Origin of the sequence: Bacillus sp. FSL R5-0593 (genome assembly GCF_038603755.1) — a bacterium.
Classification (GTDB): Bacteria; Bacillota; Bacilli; order Bacillales; family Bacillaceae; genus Bacillus; species Bacillus velezensis.
This window is the reverse complement of record NZ_CP152011.1, coordinates 575,797-598,305: the sequence shown is the minus strand read 5'-3', so window position 1 is coordinate 598,305 and position 22,509 is coordinate 575,797. Positions and strand designations below refer to the sequence as shown.

General features: G+C 46.3%; 22 protein-coding genes. 13 read left to right on the top strand and 9 right to left on the bottom strand.

The window, feature by feature from the left end; all coding sequences use genetic code 11:
• Positions 1–2: 2 nt before the first annotated feature.
• Complete coding sequence (locus NYE36_RS02955) at positions 3–1,214, bottom strand: Bcr/CflA family efflux MFS transporter (RefSeq protein ID WP_012116945.1); 1,212 nt, start codon at positions 1,212–1,214, stop codon at positions 3–5.
• Between the two features lie 146 nt (positions 1,215–1,360).
• Positions 1,361–2,494, bottom strand: coding sequence for a glycerol dehydrogenase (locus NYE36_RS02950; RefSeq protein WP_007609719.1), 1,134 nt, complete (start codon positions 2,492–2,494; stop codon positions 1,361–1,363).
• Positions 2,495–2,776: 282 nt separating this feature from the next.
• Between NYE36_RS02950 and NYE36_RS02945 the strand changes: the two genes are divergently transcribed.
• From NYE36_RS02945 to NYE36_RS02930, 4 genes are all read left to right on the top strand, one after another.
• Complete coding sequence (locus NYE36_RS02945) at positions 2,777–3,634, top strand: YitT family protein (RefSeq protein ID WP_032866769.1); 858 nt, start codon at positions 2,777–2,779, stop codon at positions 3,632–3,634.
• Positions 3,635–3,750: 116 nt separating this feature from the next.
• Positions 3,751–4,278 (top strand): GNAT family protein, encoded by a 528-nt coding sequence (locus NYE36_RS02940; protein WP_265451429.1) that lies wholly within the window; start codon positions 3,751–3,753, stop codon positions 4,276–4,278.
• A gap of 277 nt (positions 4,279–4,555) precedes the next feature.
• On the top strand, positions 4,556–6,184 hold the full coding sequence (gene abc-f, locus NYE36_RS02935; protein WP_040238486.1) for an ABC-F type ribosomal protection protein: 1,629 nt from the start codon (positions 4,556–4,558) through the stop codon (positions 6,182–6,184).
• 126 nt (positions 6,185–6,310) lie between these two features.
• A complete protein-coding gene (locus NYE36_RS02930; protein ID WP_015416922.1) occupies positions 6,311–7,033 on the top strand; it encodes a gamma-glutamyl-gamma-aminobutyrate hydrolase family protein in 723 nt (240 codons plus the stop codon).
• A gap of 33 nt (positions 7,034–7,066) precedes the next feature.
• On the opposite strand, the gene NYE36_RS02925 is transcribed toward NYE36_RS02930, so the two are convergent.
• The 3 genes from NYE36_RS02925 to NYE36_RS02915 form a co-directional block, all read right to left on the bottom strand.
• Positions 7,067–9,220 carry an MMPL family transporter gene (locus NYE36_RS02925; protein ID WP_061581823.1) on the bottom strand — a complete coding sequence of 718 codons (2,154 nt, stop codon included), beginning with the start codon at positions 9,218–9,220 and terminating at the stop codon, positions 7,067–7,069.
• A gap of 98 nt (positions 9,221–9,318) precedes the next feature.
• Entirely contained in the window at positions 9,319–9,954 is a 636-nt protein-coding gene (locus NYE36_RS02920) for a response regulator transcription factor (RefSeq protein WP_040238492.1), read from the bottom strand.
• Positions 9,947–11,164 carry a sensor histidine kinase gene (locus tag NYE36_RS02915; protein WP_040238494.1) on the bottom strand — a complete coding sequence of 406 codons (1,218 nt, stop codon included), beginning with the start codon at positions 11,162–11,164 and terminating at the stop codon, positions 9,947–9,949. The genes NYE36_RS02920 and NYE36_RS02915 overlap by 8 nt, the downstream gene beginning before the upstream one ends.
• Positions 11,165–11,561: 397 nt before the next feature.
• Here NYE36_RS02915 and NYE36_RS02910 point away from each other — a divergent pair, with 397 nt between their 5' ends.
• Genes NYE36_RS02910 through NYE36_RS02890 form a run of 5 tightly spaced genes read left to right on the top strand, consistent with a single transcriptional unit; the run spans position 11,562 to position 13,879 of the window.
• Positions 11,562–11,807 (top strand): hypothetical protein, encoded by a 246-nt coding sequence (locus NYE36_RS02910; RefSeq protein ID WP_015416919.1) that lies wholly within the window; start codon positions 11,562–11,564, stop codon positions 11,805–11,807.
• A 17-nt stretch (positions 11,808–11,824) separates the two neighbouring features.
• Positions 11,825–12,193 (top strand): spore coat protein, encoded by a 369-nt coding sequence (locus NYE36_RS02905; RefSeq protein ID WP_015416918.1) that lies wholly within the window; start codon positions 11,825–11,827, stop codon positions 12,191–12,193.
• Positions 12,194–12,211: 18 nt separating this feature from the next.
• Positions 12,212–13,348, top strand: a complete 1,137-nt coding sequence (locus NYE36_RS02900; protein WP_014417028.1) for a zinc-dependent alcohol dehydrogenase — start codon at positions 12,212–12,214, stop codon at positions 13,346–13,348.
• An 18-nt stretch (positions 13,349–13,366) separates the two neighbouring features.
• Positions 13,367–13,564 (top strand): hypothetical protein, encoded by a 198-nt coding sequence (locus NYE36_RS02895; protein ID WP_015416916.1) that lies wholly within the window; start codon positions 13,367–13,369, stop codon positions 13,562–13,564.
• Between the two features lie 15 nt (positions 13,565–13,579).
• Complete coding sequence (locus NYE36_RS02890) at positions 13,580–13,879, top strand: spore coat protein (protein WP_014417026.1); 300 nt, start codon at positions 13,580–13,582, stop codon at positions 13,877–13,879.
• Positions 13,880–13,944: 65 nt separating this feature from the next.
• Here the strand turns inward: NYE36_RS02890 and NYE36_RS02885 are convergent, their stop codons facing one another.
• Positions 13,945–15,333 carry a PLP-dependent aminotransferase family protein gene (locus NYE36_RS02885; protein WP_199022388.1) on the bottom strand — a complete coding sequence of 463 codons (1,389 nt, stop codon included), beginning with the start codon at positions 15,331–15,333 and terminating at the stop codon, positions 13,945–13,947.
• 126 nt (positions 15,334–15,459) lie between these two features.
• Between NYE36_RS02885 and NYE36_RS02880 the strand changes: the two genes are divergently transcribed.
• Positions 15,460–16,344: a DMT family transporter gene (locus NYE36_RS02880; RefSeq protein ID WP_015416914.1), complete on the top strand. Its 885-nt coding sequence runs from the start codon at positions 15,460–15,462 to the stop codon at positions 16,342–16,344.
• 77 nt (positions 16,345–16,421) lie between these two features.
• Here NYE36_RS02880 and NYE36_RS02875 read toward each other — a convergent pair whose 3' ends face one another.
• A complete protein-coding gene (locus NYE36_RS02875; RefSeq protein ID WP_021495037.1) occupies positions 16,422–17,000 on the bottom strand; it encodes a TetR/AcrR family transcriptional regulator in 579 nt (192 codons plus the stop codon).
• Positions 17,001–17,258: 258 nt separating this feature from the next.
• Here NYE36_RS02875 and NYE36_RS02870 point away from each other — a divergent pair, with 258 nt between their 5' ends.
• A complete protein-coding gene (locus NYE36_RS02870) occupies positions 17,259–18,449 on the top strand; it encodes an MFS transporter (protein ID WP_040238504.1) in 1,191 nt (396 codons plus the stop codon).
• A 197-nt stretch (positions 18,450–18,646) separates the two neighbouring features.
• Complete coding sequence (locus NYE36_RS02865) at positions 18,647–19,009, top strand: hypothetical protein (RefSeq protein ID WP_040238506.1); 363 nt, start codon at positions 18,647–18,649, stop codon at positions 19,007–19,009.
• 36 nt (positions 19,010–19,045) lie between these two features.
• Here the strand turns inward: NYE36_RS02865 and NYE36_RS02860 are convergent, their stop codons facing one another.
• Positions 19,046–19,666, bottom strand: a complete 621-nt coding sequence (locus NYE36_RS02860; RefSeq protein ID WP_199022387.1) for an FMN-binding negative transcriptional regulator — start codon at positions 19,664–19,666, stop codon at positions 19,046–19,048.
• A gap of 117 nt (positions 19,667–19,783) precedes the next feature.
• On the opposite strand from NYE36_RS02860, the gene NYE36_RS02855 reads away from it, so the two are divergent.
• On the top strand, positions 19,784–21,166 hold the full coding sequence (locus tag NYE36_RS02855; protein WP_199022386.1) for a PLP-dependent aminotransferase family protein: 1,383 nt from the start codon (positions 19,784–19,786) through the stop codon (positions 21,164–21,166).
• A 30-nt stretch (positions 21,167–21,196) separates the two neighbouring features.
• On the opposite strand, the gene NYE36_RS02850 is transcribed toward NYE36_RS02855, so the two are convergent.
• On the bottom strand, positions 21,197–22,486 hold the full coding sequence (locus NYE36_RS02850; RefSeq protein WP_199022385.1) for a Na+/H+ antiporter NhaC family protein: 1,290 nt from the start codon (positions 22,484–22,486) through the stop codon (positions 21,197–21,199).
• Between the last annotated feature and the right edge of the window lie 23 nt (positions 22,487–22,509).

Below are 22,509 nucleotides of genomic sequence, written 5' to 3'. Positions count from 1 at the left end.
TTTCACTCCTTTTTTGCTTTCTCCGGTTTTGTTGTTAAGGCGAAAAAAGCGATGGAACCGATAACGGATGTCGTGAACATAATTGCCCCCATCGGGACGGCCGTCGCTTCATTCATCCCCACAAGCGGCGACACGATGGAACCGAGAAGAAGCGGAAGCATGCCGAGCAGTGCGCTTGCGCTTCCCGCGCGGTGTCCCTGCTTTTCCATCGCCAATGTAAAGGTGCTTGTCAGCGTCATGCCGATCGTAATCATATAAATAAAAATTGAAATCACCAGTGCCGCCAGCGGTCCGTGAATGATCGTCATGACGAGCAGAACGGCAGTCGCCGTCATCGCTGTAATCACGCCGATTCTCAACAGGCTTTTTTCGTGAATGATCCCGCCGAAACGCCCGATGATAAAGCTTCCGGTAATGATCGCCAGACCGTTTATGCCGAATAAAACACTGAATACCTGAGGCGAGACTCCGTAAATATCCTGATACACGAAAGGCGTTCCGGAGACATACGCAAAGCTCCCGCCGTGAATAAAACCGACCGTCAGCGCATAGCCGATAAATGACCGATCCTTCAGCAGGCTTCCCATTGTCCGCACGGAATTTCCGATGGAGCTCGGAATCCGTTTTTCCGGCGGCAGGGTTTCTGTCAGCTTGAGCGCAATGATGAGAACAAGCAAAAACCCGATAAAAGTTAAAAAGAGAAAAATCGTATGCCATGATGCAAACGGAAGCAGTAATATCGCGCCTCCCGTCATCGGCGCCACCATCGGCGCGACGGCGGTAATGACCATCAGCAGCGAGAAAAATTTAGAAAGCTCTCTTCCCGTAAACACATCTCTGACGATTGCACGGGATAAAACGAGTCCTGCCGAAGCGGTGAATCCTTGAAGAAAACGGGCAATCACTAATGTAGTAATGTTCGGTGCAAGCGCGCAAAACAGAGAAAACAAAGCAAATAAAAAAATACATAGTAATAACGGTTTTCTTCTTCCCTTCGCGTCACTTAACGGGCCGACAACAACCTGTCCGATTGTCAGTCCGATCAGACAAGCGGTTAAACTGAGCTGGACAAGCGATGCGCGGGCGCTTAAATCTTCAGCGATTTCAGGGAAACTCGGCAGATACATATCTATATTGAGCGGCCCCAGTATCGCAAGCATTCCGAGAAGAAAAGCCAGCGCAAGCCGCTCCTTACCGGTCGGATTATGCAGCATATCGTTCCCACCTTTCCTTTGTCAATCTCTCAAAACATTTGTATATTGTATCATAATTTTTTCTTTATTTTTAAAAGTTTTCAAAGGGCGCAAAAAAAACCAAGGGCTGTAACAGCCCTTGGGTCCGGGTCACGCGGTAAAAGGTTTTACGCGTGTTTTTCTTTAAATGCTTTTGCGTATTGATCAGCCGCTATAATGGCATCCGCCACGTCGTCAGCCGTCACGTCAAAAGCGGCATGAATTGTTTCTTCTTCAATCGTCGCGGCTTCTGCCACTTTCATAATGTCCTCTTTAGATGCGTCTTTCAATTTGATGTCTTCAAGTGTGACAGGCAGCCCCAAGCTGATATAAAACGCGATATACCGCTCAATTTCCTCAAGCGAACGTTTTTCCAGCGCCAATTGAACGAGCGTGCCGAATGCCACTTTTTCACCGTGGGTCAAGTGATGGATTTCACCTTCAAGCGCGGTAAATCCGTTATGAATGGCATGTGCCGCAGCTAAGCCGCCACTTTCAAATCCCAGTCCGCTCAGAAGTGTATTGGCTTCAACCACCGCTTCCAATGCGGGCGTAACGGCTTTCGCTTTCACAGACTCATAAGCGAGATGGCCGTATTTGAATAATACCGCTTCACATTTTTCCGCGATAGCCTCTCCGGCGATTGTCGGAATTCCGCCTGCCATCGTTTTACCGCCATTGGCGATGACACTGCGCGCCTCTATCCACGTCGCCATTGCATCGGCAATCCCTGATGCTAAAAAGCGCGGCGGAGCTTCCGCGACGATTTTCGTATCGACCAGAACCAGGTCAGGATTCTTATGATAGAAACGATAGTTTTCGAACGCGCCTTGTTCAGAATACACGACAGACAGCCCGCTTGTCGGAGCATCCGTTGAAGCGGCCGTCGGCACGATAACGGTATAGCCGTTTATTTCATCTGATACGGCTTTGGCCGTATCAAGCGTTTTACCGCCGCCGACTCCGATGACAATAGTCGCGCCTGCTTTTTCTGCGATGCCGGCAATTCTTTTCATTTCTTCCTGGGAGGCTTCGCCGTTGAAAACCGCCTCTTCAGAAGAGATATTGCTTTTCTTTAATTCAGCCGTCACCTTGTGGCCCGCGATATCCCATACGGTTTTGTCCGCGATGACGACGGCTTTTTCACCAACGCCCTCCAGATGTCCGCCGATCGTTTTAATGGCGTTTTTTCCCTGCACGTATTTGGCCGGACTGATAAAAATTCGTTCCAATGTCATCATCCCTTCTTCGTTGTCTCTCATTACATTTCTCTTATTGATAGAGCAGAAATGAAAACTCTTCTGATATAATTCCTCGTTTTAACTTGATTTAAACCTCATATACACTGCAGAAAAATCAATTTTCACGACATTGACAAGATGTGAAGGTGTCTATATAATCTTCGATATTGAAGCTGATCATTCTTTACTGAATGAACAAACGAGATTGTGAATGATTCGTCTTAAAAATTATTTAGTTCTGCTGGATAATTTTTGAGGCGTTTTTGTTTTTTATATATTTTTGACTGCGGAGGAGGTTTGCACATGAAGAACATTTGCAAGGATATACTGATGATTATGGCCGGAGCCTTTCTTATTGCGGCGTCCGTGGAATTTTTCGTCATCCCGAATCATTTAGGGGACGGCAGCACCGTGGGAATCGCTCTCGTGTTATATTATCTTTTCCATATACCTGCAAGTATTACGACTCTGGTTGTAAATTTGATTTTTATCGGGCTGGCTTATAAATTTTTAACGAAAAAAACGATTTTATACACGATACTTGGTACGGGAATGACTTCTGTTTTTCTCAGCATCGTCAGCTTTATTCCGTTCGGCGTGCACGATATGGTGCTCGGGATTGTATTCGGCGCTCTGCTGATGGGAGCGGGGCTGGCATTGATCTTTATCGCTGACGGATCTACCGGCGGGACCACGCTGTTGGCGTATTTATTAAATTACACAAAGGGCTTTAACATCTCCAAAAGCATGTTTTATATGGATTGTGTCATCATTTTCGCATCCGTTTTAGCGATCGGTATCAATCATATGCTGTATACGTTTATATTCGTATATCTGTGCGCCAAAATCGTCGATATTGTCATTGAGGGTTTCCATAATAAAAAAGCTCTCACCATTATGTCTGACCAATACGAAGAAATCGCCAAAGCCATCACCTCCGAGTACGGCAACGCGGCGACGATTTTTTACGGATACGGGTATTACGGCAGCAAAGACAAGCGCATTATCTATGTTGTCATTAAAAAGAACGAATTGCTGAAAATCAAAAAACATGTTCAAAAAATTGATCCGAAATCATTTATCGTTATTCATGAAGTAAAAGAAGCTGTCGGAGGGCAATTCGGGTTTACAAACCTGCCCGCCGCCGGAAATGAAAAATAACCGCCTGCAGTGTATAGCTGCAGGCTTTTTTTATTCGGCTCTTCCCCGCTTAAAGGTTTTTACATCTTTCAATCGAAGTAGTAAATGAAACCTTTTTTGATGGAGGAACATAAAAAATGAATATCAAAACTGACAGGCTCGTAATCCGGACATTTGAACCGGAAGATTGGCAGGATGTCTATGCGTACACCTCAAATCCGAATGTCATGAAATATATACCAGAGGGTGTCTTTACCGAAGAAGATGCCAGGAAATTCGTTACTGAAAACAGCGGTGAACATGCCGGGAAGTTTCCCGTTTTATTGAAGGATGAGAAAACGGTCATTGGCCACATTGCTTTTTTTCAGTATTTTGGCGATCATACGTATGAAATCGGCTGGGTGTTTCACCCGGAATACCAGGGCAAAGGATATGCTTCAGAGGCGGCGCGCGCCGTGCTGGCATTCGGGTTTAACAAGATGAAATTACACCGGATCATTGCGACATGTCAGCCGGAAAACATGGCTTCGCACCGGGTGATGGAAAAGATCGGGATGAGACGGGAAGGCTTTTTTAAAAAATGCATCCCCCATGATAATGAATGGTGGGACGAATATTATTATGCCGTTTTAGAAGAAGAATGGGAAGTCTCCAAACTGGAATAAAAAGGCTTATACCCTTTGCTTTTACAGATAAGTGTGTGCTACACTGTTTGTAACAAATACGAAGGGATGATGGGTGGACAATGATTAACTAATCTTATTTTGACCGTTTGAAATCAAATATTTCAAATCAGAAAAAATAGGATTAGTCTGCCCATTTTCTATACGATACGAAAGCTATGTAAAAATAGCTTATTTGATCATGCACAGGTACGGCTAATCCTTCCAAATCAATTGGGAGGATTTTTTTGGTCCTCCCTTTAAAGCGAGGGATTGACATATGAAAGAAATGTTAAAAATAAGCGGCATCAGTTATGAAATCAACAGCGTTCCCCTTTTTGAACAAATCAGCGCGAGCGTTCAGCAAGGTGACATCATCGGCGTTATCGGTAAAAACGGCGCCGGCAAATCGTTATTGCTGCAATTGATCTGCAATCAAAAAGCGCCGTCACAAGGACAGATCCAGATGATGCAAGATGTGAACATATATATGGTGGAACAAGAAACAGAAGCTTATGATTCCGGCCATCCGGAGCCTGCGGAGGCAGCCTTGTTAGAAAAGTGGAACGTACCCGCACGCGCCTTTTCGCAATTAAGCGGCGGAGAAAAATTGAAAGCCCGTCTTGCCAAAGGTTTCTCCTCCTCAAGCAGCCTTTTGTTATTAGATGAGCCGACGAACCACCTCGATCAGCACAGTTTGGAAATACTGCTAAATCAGATCAAGAATTACAAAGGCACCATTATTTTTGTTTCGCATGATCGTGCTTTTATAGATGCAGCGGCGACAAAAATCTGGGCCATCGAAGGAAAGAAACTCATTGAACATAAAGGGAATTATTCAAGCTATATGGAGGTCCGCAAACAGAGAAGGCTGACACAGCAGCGCGAATATGAGAATCAGCAGAATATGGTCAAAAGGATTGAAGCTCAAATGAACGAGCTGAGCGCCTGGTCAAAAAAAGCCCACGCCCAATCAACGAAAATAGAAGGCTTTAAAGAATACCATCGCGTAAAAGCAAAACGCACGGACGCCCAGATTAAATCAAAGCAGAAGCGTCTTGAAAAAGAGCTTGAAAAAGCGAAAGCAGAACCGGTTGAAGCGGAGTATGAAGTCCGTTTTTCCATTGAGCACCGCAAAAAAGCGGGAAAGCGTTTTTTAGAAGTAAGGGATGTCACAAAGTCATATGACGGACGAACGCTTTTCAAAAACGTGAATTTCACTGTGATGCACGGTGAAAAGATCGCGATTACAGGCCCGAACGGCAGCGGGAAAACAACATTATTGAAGGTCATCCTCGGTCAGGAAAAAGCGCAGGGCGGCATATGGATTTCTCCGTCTGCAAACGTCGGATATTTAACGCAGGAAGTATTCGACCTTCCGCTTGATAAAACCCCCGAACAGCTTTTTTACAAAGAAACGTTCGAAGCTAGGGGAAATGTCCAATCCCTCATGAAGCATTTAGGATTTACCGCAGCGCAATGGACGGAACCCATCGGCAAGATGAGCATGGGAGAGCGGGTCAAATGCAAACTGATGGCGTTTATTTTAGAGGAGAAAGATGTGCTGATTCTGGATGAGCCGACAAACCACCTTGATCTGCCGTCACGCGAGCAGCTTGAAGACACTTTGGCCCGATACGACGGAACGCTCATCATCGTATCTCATGATCGTTACTTTGTCGAAAAGACGACGGACATCCGGCTTGATATCTCAAACGGCAGCGTCCGAAAACAATGGAAAGAATCTCCCTCCGTCAGAGACGATGCTGAAGAACTGCGATTAAAGCTTGAGACCGAACGGCAGGAAGTCCTCGGAAAACTCAGCTTCATGACTCCGGCTGATAAACAATATCGTGAGCTTGATCAAAAATTCAAAGAGCTGACGGAAGAAATCAAGAAATTGAAATGAATGTAAAAACCCGTGATTGTCACGGGTTTTGTTTTGGAAAGCTCACGTATCATGAAGAATAATTTCAAACTGATTTGTACAACCTACGTTCAGATTAATTATGAGCATGGTTCAGGGGGGCGAAGAATGGCCAAACGCATCGGAATTACGGGAAACATTATGGCTGATCAATCCGGCCCTTTCCCGGGTTATAATAGGGCATATGTCAATAATGATTATATTCAGTCTGTTTCTGAGGCCGGCGGTGTGCCGTTTATATTGCCGGTGATTCAAGAGACGGCGCTTTTAAAGGAACAGGTCTCTCATGTTGACGGGATCATTCTGTCCGGCGGTCAGGATATAGACCCGCTGTTTTACGGCGAAGAACCTTTACAGGCTTTAAGAAAGACCTTTCCTGATCGAGACGCCTACGAGAAGGAGCTGATTCTCACGGCGGTTGCTTTAGAAAAGCCGATTCTGGCCATCTGCCGGGGGATGCATATGTTAAACGTCACTTACGGGGGAACTTTATATCAAGACCTGACACACGCTTCGTTTGCTGACATTAAGCATGATCAAGAAAAAGATCCGCCGTTAAAAACCCATCATGTTTCTTTTGAAAAAGGGACACGTCTTCATTCCTTGTTTGGTGATTCAGCGCGGGTGAATTCATTCCATCACCAGATCATAAAAGAGACGGCGCCTTTGTTTAAAGTGGCGGCTTATGCGAAAGACGGGGCCATTGAAGCGATTGAACGGACGGGTGAATTATTTGTCGTCGGCGTGCAATGGCATCCTGAAATGCTGACAAAAAAACATGAAGACATGAAAAAGCTTTTTTCTCTTTTCATGGATGCGGTCAGCACATAAAAAAAGCAGATCATAACGATCTGCTTTTTCATTTTATTCTTCCGGTTTCTCCGGTGTTTTGCCTTGTGTCAGCTTATGGCCTTCGATATCCACGTTCGGAATGATTTTATCCAGCCACTTCGGCAAGTACCAGGCCGCATGTCCCATCAGCTTCATGGCACTCGGAATAATGGTCATTCTTACAATGAACGCATCAAAAAGAACACCGAAGGTCATTGCCAAGCCCATGGATTTGATCGTAGCTTCTCCCGCAAAGATGAATCCCGCAAAGACAAAAATCATGATCAGTCCCGCCGCTGTTACGACAGGTCCGCTATGTTTCAATCCGGCATGAATGGCTTGTACCGGATTTTTTGTTTTGACATATTCTTCTCTCATTCTGCTGACTAGGAATACTTGATAGTCCATCGCCAGCCCGAAAAGAATACCGATTGCTAAAATAGGCAGGAAGGCGAGAATCGGGCCTTTTTCCGGAATGCTGAGCAAGCCGGTGAAATTCCCATCCTGCAGGACGAATACCGATAAGCCGAGTGTAGCGGTCATCGTCAGCAAAAAGCCGACGACGGCGGCAAGCGGCACGAGAAGCGAGCGGAAAACAACGGTCAGCAATACAAACGCAAACCCGACAATGAGAATGGCGAATTCCGGAATCGCATCGTTTAACCGGTCTGAAATATCAATGTTCACCGCGGTTGACCCGGTGACGAGCAGGCGGATGCCGTTTTTGTCTGACAGTTTCCGTATATCCTGCACTAACTCTTTCGTTGCCTTATCATTCGGTCCGGTTTCAGGCACTGCCGTAATAATGGCATAGTCCCCTTTTTCGTTCGGCATGGCCGGTGTGACGCTCGCCACATTGTGCAAGTCCTTCATTTCTTTCACGGCGTCTTGAAATGCTTCACTTTTGTTCCCCTTGACCCCTTTTGCATCGGCAACAATTGTCAGCTTGCCGTTAAAGCCTTCTCCGAATCCTTTAGACAACAGATCATAGGCGCGGCGATCCGGGCTGTCTTTCGCTTTCATTCCCGCATCAGGCAGCCCCAGCTCTAAATGCATGGCCGGCAGACTGATGACGGCTAAAAGAATGATGCTGAAAATGCTTAACAGAATAGGCTTCTTTGTAACGAAGCGCCCCCAGGCATTCGTGTCGGCGCTTTTCTTTTCTTTCTTCTTGTATGATTTCGGAATCATTCGTTTTCCTGCGATTGACAACACCGCAGGCACCAGCGTTACTGATGCCAATACAGCCATCAGCACACTGAGTGCCGCAGTCAATCCCATGGCAGACATGAACGGAATGCCGACAACAGTCAATCCGCAAAGCGCGACGATCACGGTCAGTCCCGCAAAAACGACGGCGCTGCCTGCCGTTCCCGCGGCTTTCGCGATCGATTCATTTTTTTGTACACCTTCGCCCAAAAACTGACGATGCTTCGTAAAGATGAACAGCGCATAATCAATTCCGACGGCCAGTCCGATCATTCCGGATAATGAGAGACTGACCGAGGCTATCGTAAAGAACTGTGTCCCAATTAACGTCAGTGCGACGCTTACACCTAACCCAATCAGGGCGGTGACAATCGGAAGCCCCGCGATGACTAATGAACCAAACGTAATGGCCAGAACAACGAATGCCAGCACAACGCCGACAATTTCAGATACACCGCCGATTTCAACACCGGCCCCCGGCACATCGCCGCTGAGCTCCGTCTGCAGACCCTTGTCTCCTGCGGCGGACAGACTGTGTTTAATATGTGAAACAGACGCATCCGTAATGTCATCCGCCGCTTTTTTGTACGTAATATCGGCATATGCCACTGATCCGTCTTTAGAAATGGTTCCTGTCTCAAAAGGACTTGCAATCGAAGCGACTGAATGATCTGTTTTGATCTTCTTTAATGTCTCTTCAATCGCTTGTTTTTCCGGTTTTGACGTCAATTTCTTCCCGTCTTCAGCTCCGAAAATAACCCGTATACTTCCTTTATCGGGACCCTTTGAAAATTCTTTTTGAATGATATCCATCGCCTTTTCAGAAGGTGTGTCGGGAATTGACATATCCTCAGAAAAAGCAGGTTTTAACGAGATGGCGATCACAATCGAAGCGATCAGTATCACGAGCCACGCACTGATCATTTTTAATCGGTTGCGGGCAGACCATCCCCCTAATTTATATAAAAAACCAGACATCGAATACTCCTCTCCAATCATTACTTTCTGCCTAATTGTAGTTCACATTCACATAAAAAAAACGTACATAGGGGCATGTACGTTTGGGCAGTTTTTCATTATATATTCAGTTTCAGAATGCCTTTTTGCATGGCAATAGTGACGGCTTCCGTCCGCGAATCAGCGCCTAATTTGTTATAAATCGATGTTAATCTCGCTTTTACCGTCCGCTCTGAGATTCCTAAATCGAAGGCGATCGCTTTGCTTTTATGTCCTTGCGCAACGGCTTCTAGAACTATGATTTCCTTGTCCGTCAGCTGTGTTTCATTGGCATTTGCCCGTTCCATTTTCATTTCCCGGAAACGCCGCAAGATGTCCGGCTGCAGAAGCACTTCTCCCCTGACCGCCGCATCCATCGTATGAAATAAGGTTTCTGAGCTTGTATCTTTCAGCAGATAACCGTTCGCGCCTGATTCAATGCCTTCTATCATCAGATGATCTTCATTATAGGTCGTCAAAATAATGATCGGCACATCAGAATGCTCTTTTATCTGTTTAATGGCTTCCAGCCCGCTCATTTCCGGCATGTACAGATCCATGAGAATGACATCTGGCTTTAATTCCTTTGCGAGGCGGACGGCGGTTTTCCCGTTTTCCGCTTCTCCCGTTATGGTGTAATGGTCATTTGTTTCTATCAAAAGCTTCAGACCTTCTCTGACGACAAGATGGTCATCTGCTATTAACACTTTATACATGTTCCGCCTCTCCTTGAATTGGTATGATGATCTCAATTTGAGTTCCCGCTGATCTGGCGCTTGTTATACGGAAAGTGCCGTTCATCATATTGACGCGTTCTTGTATCCCAAGCAGCCCGTAATGTCCGCTTTTTCTCATTTTTGTCCCGGCATCAAAACCTTTCCCGTCATCTTTGACGGTTATGCGGATCTGTCCCTTTTCTTCTTGAACGGATACCCAGACATTCTTTGCTTCTGCATGCTTGGCGGCGTTTGTCAGGCCTTCTCCGATCATGTAATGGCAATTCTCCGCCGTATGAACGTCAAGCACATGATGCACGCTGTAATCTAAAAAACAAGACAGCCCGGAGGCTTCTGTAAAATGGTTGATTTGTTCAGTGATGCTTTCTTTTAAGAACCCGATCTTTTCTGATGTGCTGCGAAGGTTGTCAATGGCCGAGCGCGCATCAGCCAATGTGCCTTTCACTCTGTCCATTGACTGGCGGATGATGTCTTTCGCTCTGTCAGTGTTGTCTTTTGAAAGATGAACATGCACCGCTTCAAGCTGCATATGCAAGCTGACCAATCCCTGCGCAAGCGTATCGTGCAAGTCTCTCGCCATCCGCTGTCTTTCATTCTGAAGCGTCAGCTGTTTCACTTGCCGGTGAGCGAGCTCTAATTTTTCAAGCGTCATCTGTGTTTTTATTTTTTCATCAACTTGCGCGAAAAATGTGGCCGCATACGTGATAATCACGATCATGATGGGAGCGGCGATAACGATGAAACGCAGCAGATGATGCGGATGCTCCTGGTGCAGGGCTGTTATGGACATTAAAATGAAAAGATAGAGTATGAGCAGCGTTTTTCCCTTATCCGCCATTCCGATAATCTGCCCGATTAAAAAGGCATAGAGACCGACGACAACCGCGATATAGCCCCCGGTCATCAAGTTAGCCGATGTATATATGATAAATCCCTGTATGATGAAATAAAGAAACGTTTTTTTCTTCACCCAGCGATGGGAATGCCAGTGCAGCACGGTAAAAATGACGATCAATATCGTGAATAACAGCAGCAAAAAAACCGTCCAGCTTTCATAAATGTACTGCAAAGAGACTGATGCGGCATATACCATTAAAATAAACGCCAGACCGGGCACCCGAAGCGCAAGCATATGCAATGAACGTCTGTCACGGGAGACGTAGTCTTCTTGATGTTTTGTACGAAACAATCTCTGTCCACTTCCTTTTAGCCGACCGGCCTCACGAGGTTTTATTCTATTTGTCATCATACCATAAGTGCCTGCTTCTCACCTTCCCCTTCTTTCCTGCATGACGGGTGAAAGAAAAAACAGCCTGCGGGATTGTTCGCAAGCTGCTTTTTTGTTCATATCTTTTTTATGACCTTTCCCGGGTTTCAGCGGTCTCGTCTCCCGCGCGGCAAAACCGCCCGCGCATCAGAAAAATGTTCATGACACCAACAGCCGTTCCATGTGAACAAGAGGAAGCGATTGTGCCTCCTCTTTTTTTGACTCTCCGCTTTTTCTGATAAACAAAATTTGTAAGACTAGACCTCTTTTCTCAGGGGAAATTAACTACGTATTTCTACAAGGGAGGTTTCAGACGATTATGGATAAGCGTGAATTAGCGGCTCACGAGTCGCTGGACTTACATGAAATCATTAACTTCAAGACGCTTTGTGTCGCGAAATCCAAGCTCATGCAAGGGCTTGTGTTTGATCAGGATCTGAAAACGTTAATGGAAAAAGACGTTCAGCAAGCCTCTCAAGACCTTGCTGATCTGCAGGCGGTTTATGAACGGGCAACGTTTCAGGCCCCCGTTCCTCAAAACCGGCCGACTTCGATCATCAATTGAAAGGAAGGTAAGCATCATTGAATCATGACCATTTAGATCCGATCAATTCATTACATGTCCCTGAACTTGCGGATATGACATTCGCAATGGATTTTCTCATACGCGCCAAAGAAGGCGTCAGAAATACCGCCGTCGCTTTAACAGAAACCGCTTCACCTGATGTAAGAGCTTTGCTGCGCAAACAGCTCATGCAGGGAATCACGATGCATCAGGAGATAACAGACTTGATGGTCAGCAAAAAGTGGTTTCACCCGCATGATCTGAGCGAACAGTATAAATTGGATCAGCTCTCTGCGAAAAATACCCTCATGGTCGGAAATATGAATCTGTTTCCCGTTGAAACGAACAGAAAAGGGATGTTTGACCGCACACCTGATGAACACTAACACTGGAGGTATTACAGCATGAAGGCCGTAACGTATCAAGGAGTGAAAAACGTCGTTGTCAAAGACGTGCCTGATCCGAAGATTGAAAAACACGATGACATGATTATAAAAGTCACAAGTACGGCAATTTGCGGATCAGATTTACATTTAATCCACGGACTCATCCCGAACTTGCAGGAAGACTACATCATCGGGCATGAACCGATGGGCATCGTGGAAGAAACCGGTCCCGGCGTGACGAAAGTCAAAAAAGGCGACCGCGTCATTATTCCTTTTAATATCGCCTGCGGAGAATGCGTTTATTGTAAAAATCACCTGGAAAGCCAATGTGATCAATCAAATGAGAACGGCGATATAGGCGCTTATTTCGGCTATTCAGGAAATGCCGGCGGCTATCCGGGCGGCCAGGCCGAATATTTACGCGTCCCTTTTGCGAACTTTACTCATTTTAAAGTCCCCGAAACATGTGAAGAACCGGATGAGAAACTGAGTGTTATTTCCGATGCGATGACAACCGGCTTTTGGAGCGTTGACAATGCCGGCGTAAAAGAAGGCGATACAGTTATCGTTCTCGGCTGCGGGCCCGTGGGCCTTTTCGCTCAAAAATTCTGCTGGTTAAAGGGAGCGAAACGCGTAATAGCCGTAGACTATGTCAACTACCGTCTCCAGCATGCGAAACGGACGAATAAAGTGGAAATCGTGAACTTCGAAGACCACGAAAATACGGGCAGCTACCTGAAGGAAATCACCAAAGGCGGCGCCGACGTTGTCATTGACGCCGTCGGCATGGACGGGAAAATGACAGACCTTGAGTTCCTCGCCAGCGGATTAAAACTTCAGGGCGGGGCGATGAGCGCATTGGTCATCGCGTCCCAAGCGGTGCGAAAAGGCGGAACGATCCAGATTACGGGCGTGTACGGCGGCAGATACAACGGGTTTCCCCTTGGCGATATCATGCAGCGAAACGTCAATATCCGATCAGGACAAGCTCCCGTCATCCACTATATGCCGTATATGTTTGAACTGGTGTCAACCGGCAAAATTGATCCGGGCGATGTTGTAAGCCATGTCATTCCGCTCAGCGAAGCGAAGCACGGCTATGAGATGTTTGACACGAAAACAGATGATTGCATAAAAGTTGTACTCAAACCTTAGAGAACGGAGGCTACAGAAATGACCAGCGCCTTACATGAATTACTTGAAATTCAGGAAATGGCTTCTTTTAAGTCACTTTGTCTGACGAAGTCCAAAACCATGAAAGCGCTCGTATCCGATCCGCAGCTGAAAGAAATCATGCAGCAGGATGCGGATACATCAACAAGGCAATTGCAGGAATTTGCCTCAATTTTATCTGATGCACAGCATGAATGAGGAGATGAATGACGAATGAATCCGATTATTGAATACTTGACGGGAATGAATGCACTGACAGACCAAATTGTCGCAATGGATTTATTGAATTCGGCAAAAAGCGGTGTCAGAAACTATGCGATGGCGGCGACGGAAGCCGGAACGCCTGAAGTGAAAGCGATCCTCACCCGGCACTTAGAAGAAGCCCTTGACATGCACGAGCAAATCTCACGCTATATGATGGAAAAAGGCTGGTATCACCCGTGGAACACAAATGAACAAGTCCGACTCAATTTGCAAAATATTGATACTGCGCTCCGCCTGCCCGTCCTATAAATCGTTTTGCTGCTGAGACTGCACCCCTGACTCAAGCTTCAGTATTTCAAACTGTGAGCTGCCTTTTACAGCGCCCAGGCGGCTCTCAGTTTTTTTATGCCTTCTTGTATATCGGTTTCAGAAACCCCCGCGAAACCGAGAGAAACTGTTTTTTCAGGGACCTGTTTTTGATAGGTAAGAGACACGGGATAGATTTTGACGCCTTGTTCCTCCGCCTTTTCAATCAGCTCTTTTTCGCTGAAAGGCAGATGAACGTCAAGTAAAATCCGCAGCCCGGAATTTTCTCCGCGAATCCTGACGTATTGTCCCAGCTCGCGCCGCACGGCCTCTAATAATACCGCTCTTTTTTTCCGGTACAGCTTTCTCATTCTGTTAATATGTTTCTGCCACTCTCCGCTTTTGATAAATTGAGCCAGCGTCAGCTGACTGTGGCAGGAGACGGTCTGTTTATATAAAGAAGCGATTTCCCTGCCTTTTTCGATAAGCGGCAAAGGAAGAATCATATAGCTGATGCGCAGCGAAGGAAGCAGAGATTGGGAAAACGTTCCCATATAAATGACACGGTGATGCTGATCAAGCCCCTGCAATGATGGGATCGGCTGGCCGTTGTATCTGAATTCTCCGTCATAATCATCTTCTATAATGAACGATTGATGTTCCTCCGCCCATTTCAGCAGCTGAATCCTTCTGTTTACCGGCATAATCGTTCCTAACGTAAATTGATGAGAAGGCGTGACATATACAAGACGCGGCCGCTCTTCATTCAGCTTCCGGATACAGACTCCTTCATCATCGACGGGTATCGGAATGATCTTCATGTGATTGACTTTAAAAATCTCCCTCGCTCTCGGATAACCCGGATCTTCATATCCGATGGATAGATTTACTTCAAATATTTTGCACAGCATTTGCAAAAGAGCAGGGTTCCCGGCGCCGACTATCACTTGTTCAGGAAGACAATTCACGCCGCGCGACTGATATAAGTACTCCGAAATGAGCGTTCTCAATTCAAGCTCGCCCAAATCATCCCCGGGCCGATACAGCTCATGCCCGTATTGATCTAAGCTTGCAACCATGCTTTTGCGCCATGCCGAAAAGGGAAAATGAGCGGCATCCACAGTGCCGTAGTGAAAATCAATCCATTGGCAGTCTTCCTTCGCCTTTGTTTGAACAGGCGAAGCGCCCGGCTTTTTCACATAGACGGCGTCCGAGTCATAATCGGCAAACCATCCGCTTCTCGGCTTACTGACAATATAGCCTTCGGCGGCAAGCTGTTCATAGGCCCGCTCCACAGTCGTCTGACTGATGGAAAGCTGACTTGACAAAAGCCTTTTTGAAGGAAGCTTCAGTCCTTTAGGAAGACGGCCCTGATGCATATTTTCCTTAAAATGCCGATAAAGCTGCTGATAAAGCGGAATATCCAGATCTCTATTTAAAAATGGCGTGATATCCATTTTTGCTCCCTCCAAACTGGCATTCTTCTTTTTATAAAAACTGGCCATTTGTATAAGGCCAATTTCAGTTTATAGTCATTATAAACTTTGAAAATGGGTTTAGAAATATATATTGGAGTGATTGGAATGAAGAAAGCCGCAAACGGCTGGATTAACGGATTTATCGGCGTGCTCATTTTCAGCGGCTCGCTTCCTGCGACCCGCTTGGCTGTAGCGGACTTTGACCCGGTATTTCTCACCGTATGCCGCGCCGCGATAGCCGGTATATTGGCAGGCGCTCTGCTCCTCATTTTTCAGGAGAAACGCCCTGCCAAAAGCGACATCATTTCACTAATAACAGTAGCGCTCGGCGTCGTGATCGGTTTCCCGCTGCTTACAGCCTTAGCGCTTCAGCATGTCACATCCGCTCATGCCATTGTCTACATCGGGCTTCTCCCGCTTGCGACGGCGATCTTCGGCGTACTGCGAGGAGGCGAACGGCCCAGGCCGGTCTTTTGGATTTTCTCGGCTGCCGGCAGCATCCTCGTAGCCGGATATGCTCTGCTGCAAGGAGGAGAATCCTCTCCGCTCGGTGATACGTACATGATCGCTTCGATTATCGTGTGCGGTCTCGGTTATGCTGAAGGCGCCCGCCTCTCCCGGCGGCTTGGCAACTGGCAGGTGATCTCTTGGGCACTCGTTTTATCGCTTCCCCTTATGTTCATCCTGTCTTTCTGCTTCATGCCGGACTCATGGTCAAACATCGGCGCGCCCGCACTGCTCAGTCTTGCATATGTCTCAATATTCAGCATGCTGATCGGCTTCGTATTCTGGTATCGCGGACTCGCCCAGGGAGGCATCGCCGCGGTCGGACAGCTGCAGCTTCTGCAGCCTTTCTTCGGACTGTTACTGGCCGCCATGATTCTCCATGAAAAAGCAGGATGGGAACTTGCGGCGGTGAATGCCGGCGTTATCGCTTGCGTGGCGGCCGCCCGGCGGTTCGCAAATCAATCAGAAAAGGCCGAACAATGAACTTGTTCGGCCTTTTCATTACATTCCGCCCATAGGGAGCAGAAGTCTGTATCTCTTTCACATGATCCGGGTATTTTTCAGGCAGGCTGAACTCCCTTAAACGCACTCATCACCAGATCATGCACATAGGAATCATTCACCTCATCACCTGTGATCAACAGACGATAGAAAATCGGTCCGTAAATGAGATCGATGCTTACGTCAATATCAAGATTCTCTCTTAATTCACCTTTTTGAATTCCCTTTTCCAGAAGGCCTTTCGCTTGGAGGCGGCGGGGCTGGAAAAATCGCGTGCGATATTCTTCCGCCAATTTTGCATCCAGTTGCCCCGCACCGATTAATTCCTTAATAACGGTTCCTTCCCGGCTCGTCAAAAACCTTGCTAAATTCGTGGCGTGGGTCAATATATCTTGCACTGTTGATCCTGTATCGGGCACAGGCAGTCTGTCCGTAGCGGTCGAAAGAAAGCTGTCCATGATAACGGCAGCCTTGTTTGACCACCATTTATAAATCGTTGCCTTACTTACTTTGGCACGCTCAGCAATTTTATCGACTGTCACCGCGTCAAAGCCATTTTCCAACAATAGATCATAGGCTGCAGAAAGAATCGCCTTATGTGTTCCTTCATCGCGCGGCCGTCCTCGTTTACTCTGCACATGAATCATTCCTTCCCGAATTATAAACGATACGTTCAGTATACTTAACCTGTATAAAAAAAGAAAACAGAAACCCATTTACAAAACTGAACGTTTAGTATATTATTTGTTTATAATAAAACTAAACGTTTAGTTTACAAAGTAACCTGAGGGAAGTCATGATGAAATGCAGACTCCTAAAGCCTCTGCGTAAAGGAGATGAATCAGCAAATCATTTATCAAGCATCATAAAAACCACTTAAAAAGGAGTTCATTCATATGGCTAAAGAAAACAAACAGACAGCAGATCAGGGAATTTCAGCTGGTTTAACCCTTCTACTCGCAACTGCATGCGGAATCATTGTCGCTAATCTTTATTATGCACAGCCCTTGGCAGGAATCATTAGTGCGGCAATCGGGCTTTCTCCAAGCAGCGCCGGACTGATTGTCACACTGACTCAAATCGGATACGTTGCCGGCTTACTGTTTCTCGTCCCTTTGGGAGACATTATCGAAAACAAAAAACTTGTCGTTGTATCGCTCCTTCTAAGCGCAGCCGCTTTGACACTGACAGCATTTGCGAAGCATGGAACACTGTTTTTAGCCGCTGCGTTTTTCATCGGACTGGGATCCATCGCAGCCCAAGTGCTAGTTCCGTTCGCATCATACCTTGCACCGGACGCCGCACGCGGCCGGGTTGTCGGCAATGTCATGAGCGGCCTGCTGCTCGGTATTATGCTTTCCCGTCCGATATCCAGTCTGGTCGCTGATATATGGGGGTGGAATGCCATATTTGCTTTATCCGCCGCGTTAAGTGTTGTCCTGGCAATCGTCTTATCAAAAGTGCTTCCTGTCAGAAAACCAACAGCAAACACAAGCTATACCGTCTTACTCGGCTCAATGTGGAAGCTGCTGCGCACGACTCCGGTCTTACGCCGCCGTGCCATTTATCATGCGTTTGTATTTGGCGCTTTCAGCCTGTTCTGGACGACTGTACCTTTATTATTGTCCGGTCCTGCTTTTCATTTTTCTCAAAAGGCAATCGCGCTGTACGCATTAGCGGGCATTGCAGGTGCAGCGGCTGCACCGATAGGCGGCCGTCTGGCTGATCGCGGCCTGACCCGGCTTGCCACCGGAATCGCTCTCGGTGCTGTCATCGTTTCTTTATTACTCCCGCTCATGATTCAAAGCAGCTCCCACGTCGGCATAGCAGTTCTGGTGGCCGCAGCTATCCTGTTGGATATGGGTGTATCTGCCAATCTGGTACTCAGTCAGCGTGCTATTTTTTCGTTGGCACCTGAATTTCGCAGCCGATTAAACGGATTATTTATGGCCATCTTCTTTCTGGGCGGCGCTGTAGGATCATCAATCGGAGGATGGGCATACGCCTCAGGCGGGTGGAGTATCACATTATGGATTGGAATCGCTTTTCCGGTCATCGCATTGCTTTATTTCACCACGGAGAAATAAGCCATTCACCAAAAATAAGCCGTCAGAACCAAGCTGACAGCTTTTTTTGATGTATTCTTCTTTACATCCATCCGAACAAAAAATCCGGATTCATAAAAAGATGATATTGATTCTTTACGCCCCGCTCACATAGCAGAAACGGTAAAACCATGTCATAATATGTTAAGAAATAATTGCGCCATAGGCAGGTGAAACACATGAAGAAGTATTTATATAAACACCTTTTGTTAGCTCTCGTTTCGTCCGTTTGCTTTTTATTGGTCTTTTATGTGGGTTTAAAATTGACACAGGAAGACACACCGCCGTTGTCTTCTTACCCGTTTTACCTTTTTATTTATCTTTACATCGCAGCCGGATATTTGACGGTCGGCCTTGTTTTAGCTTGTATGACTGATATCTTGAAGAACCGCTGGACATTCAATAAACCGTCTACCATTCTATTGAAACTTATCGTTTACTTACTCATACCGTATGCTATTTTTCATTCTTTCTTCATTTTAATGGCGCCATTGATTTATGTGCTGTTTGAGTCGTTATTCATCCTGAGAAAAGCTTCATAACCTGCGCATGCTGCCGGTATGTTTTTAACATGCTTGTCAGTTGTTCGCAGTGATCCGTTTGATGTTTTCTTCCATCAAGCCGGAAATGAGCTGTTCATTTGTATGAGGAATCTGTTTGAGCTGTTGTACGACCAGCCCTTGTCTTGCAGCTGAATGATTTTGACTCAGCTTTGCTTTCCCCTCTATTTTGCTGATTTTGATTTTAAAGCCTTTTACCCCTTTGTTCATGCCTGCCAGCAATTTCGCATCGACATCCTCTAATTTGTACGGGCTGTCGGGGCTTTCGTATTTCAATACGAGATCACTCATCGACTGCACGGTTTCTTCCTCATCCAAAAGCTCCGCCTCTCCGTAAACATGAACCGCCACATAATTCCAAGTGGGTACAGCCTGATTCGTCTCATACCATTTAGGTGAGATATAACAATGAGGCCCTTGAAAAACGGCTAACACGTTTTGGCCATCAATCTCTTTCCATTGGGGGTTCGGCAATGCAAAATGACCGTATAAGCATTCGTTATTCTTACTCATCATCAATGGCAGGTGGGTTGCATACGGCATGCCTTCCGCCGTTGAAAACAATGCTGCGAAACCATACTCTTTGATGACATTGCACGCTTCAGCTTCACTCAGCTGAAATGGAGCGGGAATATACATACAAAACTCTCCTCTCGAACATGGATTGATAAAGCGCTTTCCGTTATAATAAGATATCAACTGACATTTAAAAAGGTACAGTTAGGAATAAATACACATGTCAGAGGAGAACATCTGATGAAAAATATGATTTTCGCTTTCGAAAGCGACACCCCGAAATACAAACAAATTTACGAACAATTTAAAACATTGATTGAGCAGGGAAATATTCAGGCAGATGAGCGGCTGCCTTCGATTCGGGAGCTGGCAGATTCCCTGCGGGTAAGCCGTAATACAACGCTGATGGCTTATGATCTTCTTTTAGCGGAGGGATACATTCGCGGAGAAACACGCAAAGGTTATTTTGTAAATGAAGTAGAACCTTCTTTATTTCAAAAAGAAAACGATGTTGTCCACGCTGAAAAAACCGAATCAACTCAGCCGGTCCTGATTGACTTTCGCGCCGGAGCCGTCGATCAAAAGCATTTTCCTCTGAAAACATGGAGAAAATTATACAATCAAGTTTTGACATCAGAGAAAAGCTTCCTGTACGGTGAACCGTTCGGCGAGAGAGACCTGCGTGAACAAATTGCCGCTTATCTCTTGGAATCCCGCGGAGTGAAAACAGATGCGGATTCCATTATCATCGGCAGCAGCACGCAGCAGATGCTGATATATCTCAGCCGGATTCTGAAAGAAGATTTTTCGGGAATGATCGTTGAAGACCCCGGATTTGACGGTGCCAGAGCGGCTTTTCAATTTCACGGGCTTTCTCTGGAAACGATGCCTGTCTATGAAAACGGAGCTGATTTTTCTCAATTACATGCAATGAAAGAAAAATTAATCTATGTGACCCCATCCCATCACAGCCCTTACGGCGTAAGCATGTCCATTCAGCAGCGCCAAACGCTGATCAATTGGGTGAATCATAGAGAGGGTTATATTCTTGAGGATGATTATGACAGTGAATTCCGTTATACACAGCAGCCGTTTCCCGCTCTTGCTTCCATTCAATCAGACCGGGTGATTTATTTAGGGAATTTCTCAAAATCCTTTCTTCCGGGCATCCGCATAAGCTATATGGTTTTGCCGCAGCGCCTTTTGCGCCGGTATAAAGAACGGTTTATTCATTTCGAAAGCACCGCTTCTTCGCTTAACCAGCTGACCATGGCTGAATTGATGAAGGCCGGTGAATGGACCCGCCATATTAAGCGCATGCGCATTGTTTACAGGCGAAAAATGCAGCACTTGATTTCACATGTAAAGCAGCAGTTCGGCGATCATGTGACGATCATCGGCGAGCAGTCGGGATTGTATATATTGGTGAGAGTTCACCTGAACTATACAGAAGAAACATTAATCGAACGCGCTTTTCAGTACGGAGTGAAGGTATATCCTACCGCCGTTTATTTCGTTGCCGAAAAACCCGAACCGCCGATCATAAAGCTAGGTTTCGCCCATCTCGATACGGATCAGATCACACAGGGCGTACAGCTTTTGAGAAATGCTTGGCTGTCATGAAAGAAAAAAGGCGCCGAACGGCGCCTTTTTTTATTTCGTATTTCTTGTGAATTTCGGCAGTCCAAATATGATGGCGGCGATGCCGCAGATTCCGATTAAAACGGGATAGAAAGAGTATGGCAGGATGCTGACTGGTGAAATATTCCCGAATTTTCCGGCTGATAACAGCTGCGCGCCGTAAGGAATCAATCCTTGTATCATACACGAAAAGATATCCAGAATACTTGCCGATTTTCTGTTGTCGATGTTGAATTTATCAGCGATATTCTTTGCAATCGGCCCGGCTGCGATAATGGAGATCGTATTATTGGCCGCAGCCAGATTCGTCACGCTGACCAGTCCGGCAATGCCGGCTTCGGCGCCTTTTTTCGAACGGATTCGTTTCGTGATGAACTCCAGTAAAAAGTCGATCCCGCCGTTTTGTTTCATCACGCCGACCATCCCGCCGATCAGCATGGACAGGATGATCAGATCGCTCATTCCGGCAATTCCATCCGTAATCGCCTTAAAATAAGAGTCAAGCGTCAGGCTGCCGCCCGCTAATCCGATGATTCCCGTCAAAACCAATCCGCCGAATATGACAGCCATCACATTAATACCGATTAACGCAAAAACCAACACGGCGACATAAGGAAGCACCTTAATCCAGTTGTAAGATTCAGCACCCGTATGGCCGGCGTGGCCTGCCGGAATAAAAAATAAGATAATAACAGTCACAATGGCAGCAGGCAAAACAATCAGAAAGTTCGTTTTGAATTTATCCATCATTTGTGTTTTTTGCGTCCGGACTGACGCGATGGTCGTATCAGAAATAAAAGAAAGATTATCTCCGAACATAGCTCCGCCGACCACAGCCGCCATCGTAATCGCGCCGGAGATGCCAAGCTCTCCGCTCAAACCCGCGCTGATCGGCGCAACCGCCGCAATCGTGCCCATTGATGTTCCCATCGATATAGAAATAAAACAAGCAATGATAAACAGCCCCGGCAGCAAAAACTGCTGCGGAATAACGCTCAAAGCAAGATTGACAGTTGAATGCACCGCCCCCATCGCTTCAGCCGCTGAAGCAAAGGCACCTGCCAATATAAAAATCAAAACCATAATGATAATATCAGGATGTCCCGCACCGGAAGCGAACCATTCTATTTTTTGATTGAGCGATTTCTTCCGGTTAAATAACAGCGCAAAAGCTGACGCAATGATCGCGGCAATCAAGATCGGCAATTTATAAAAATCTCCGGTCACCAGACCAGAGCCGACAAAAAGCCCTACGAATAAGACTAAAGGCAATAACGCCCAAGGGTTCTTTTTATTGTTCATCTGGGTAAACCACCTCTTTTCAG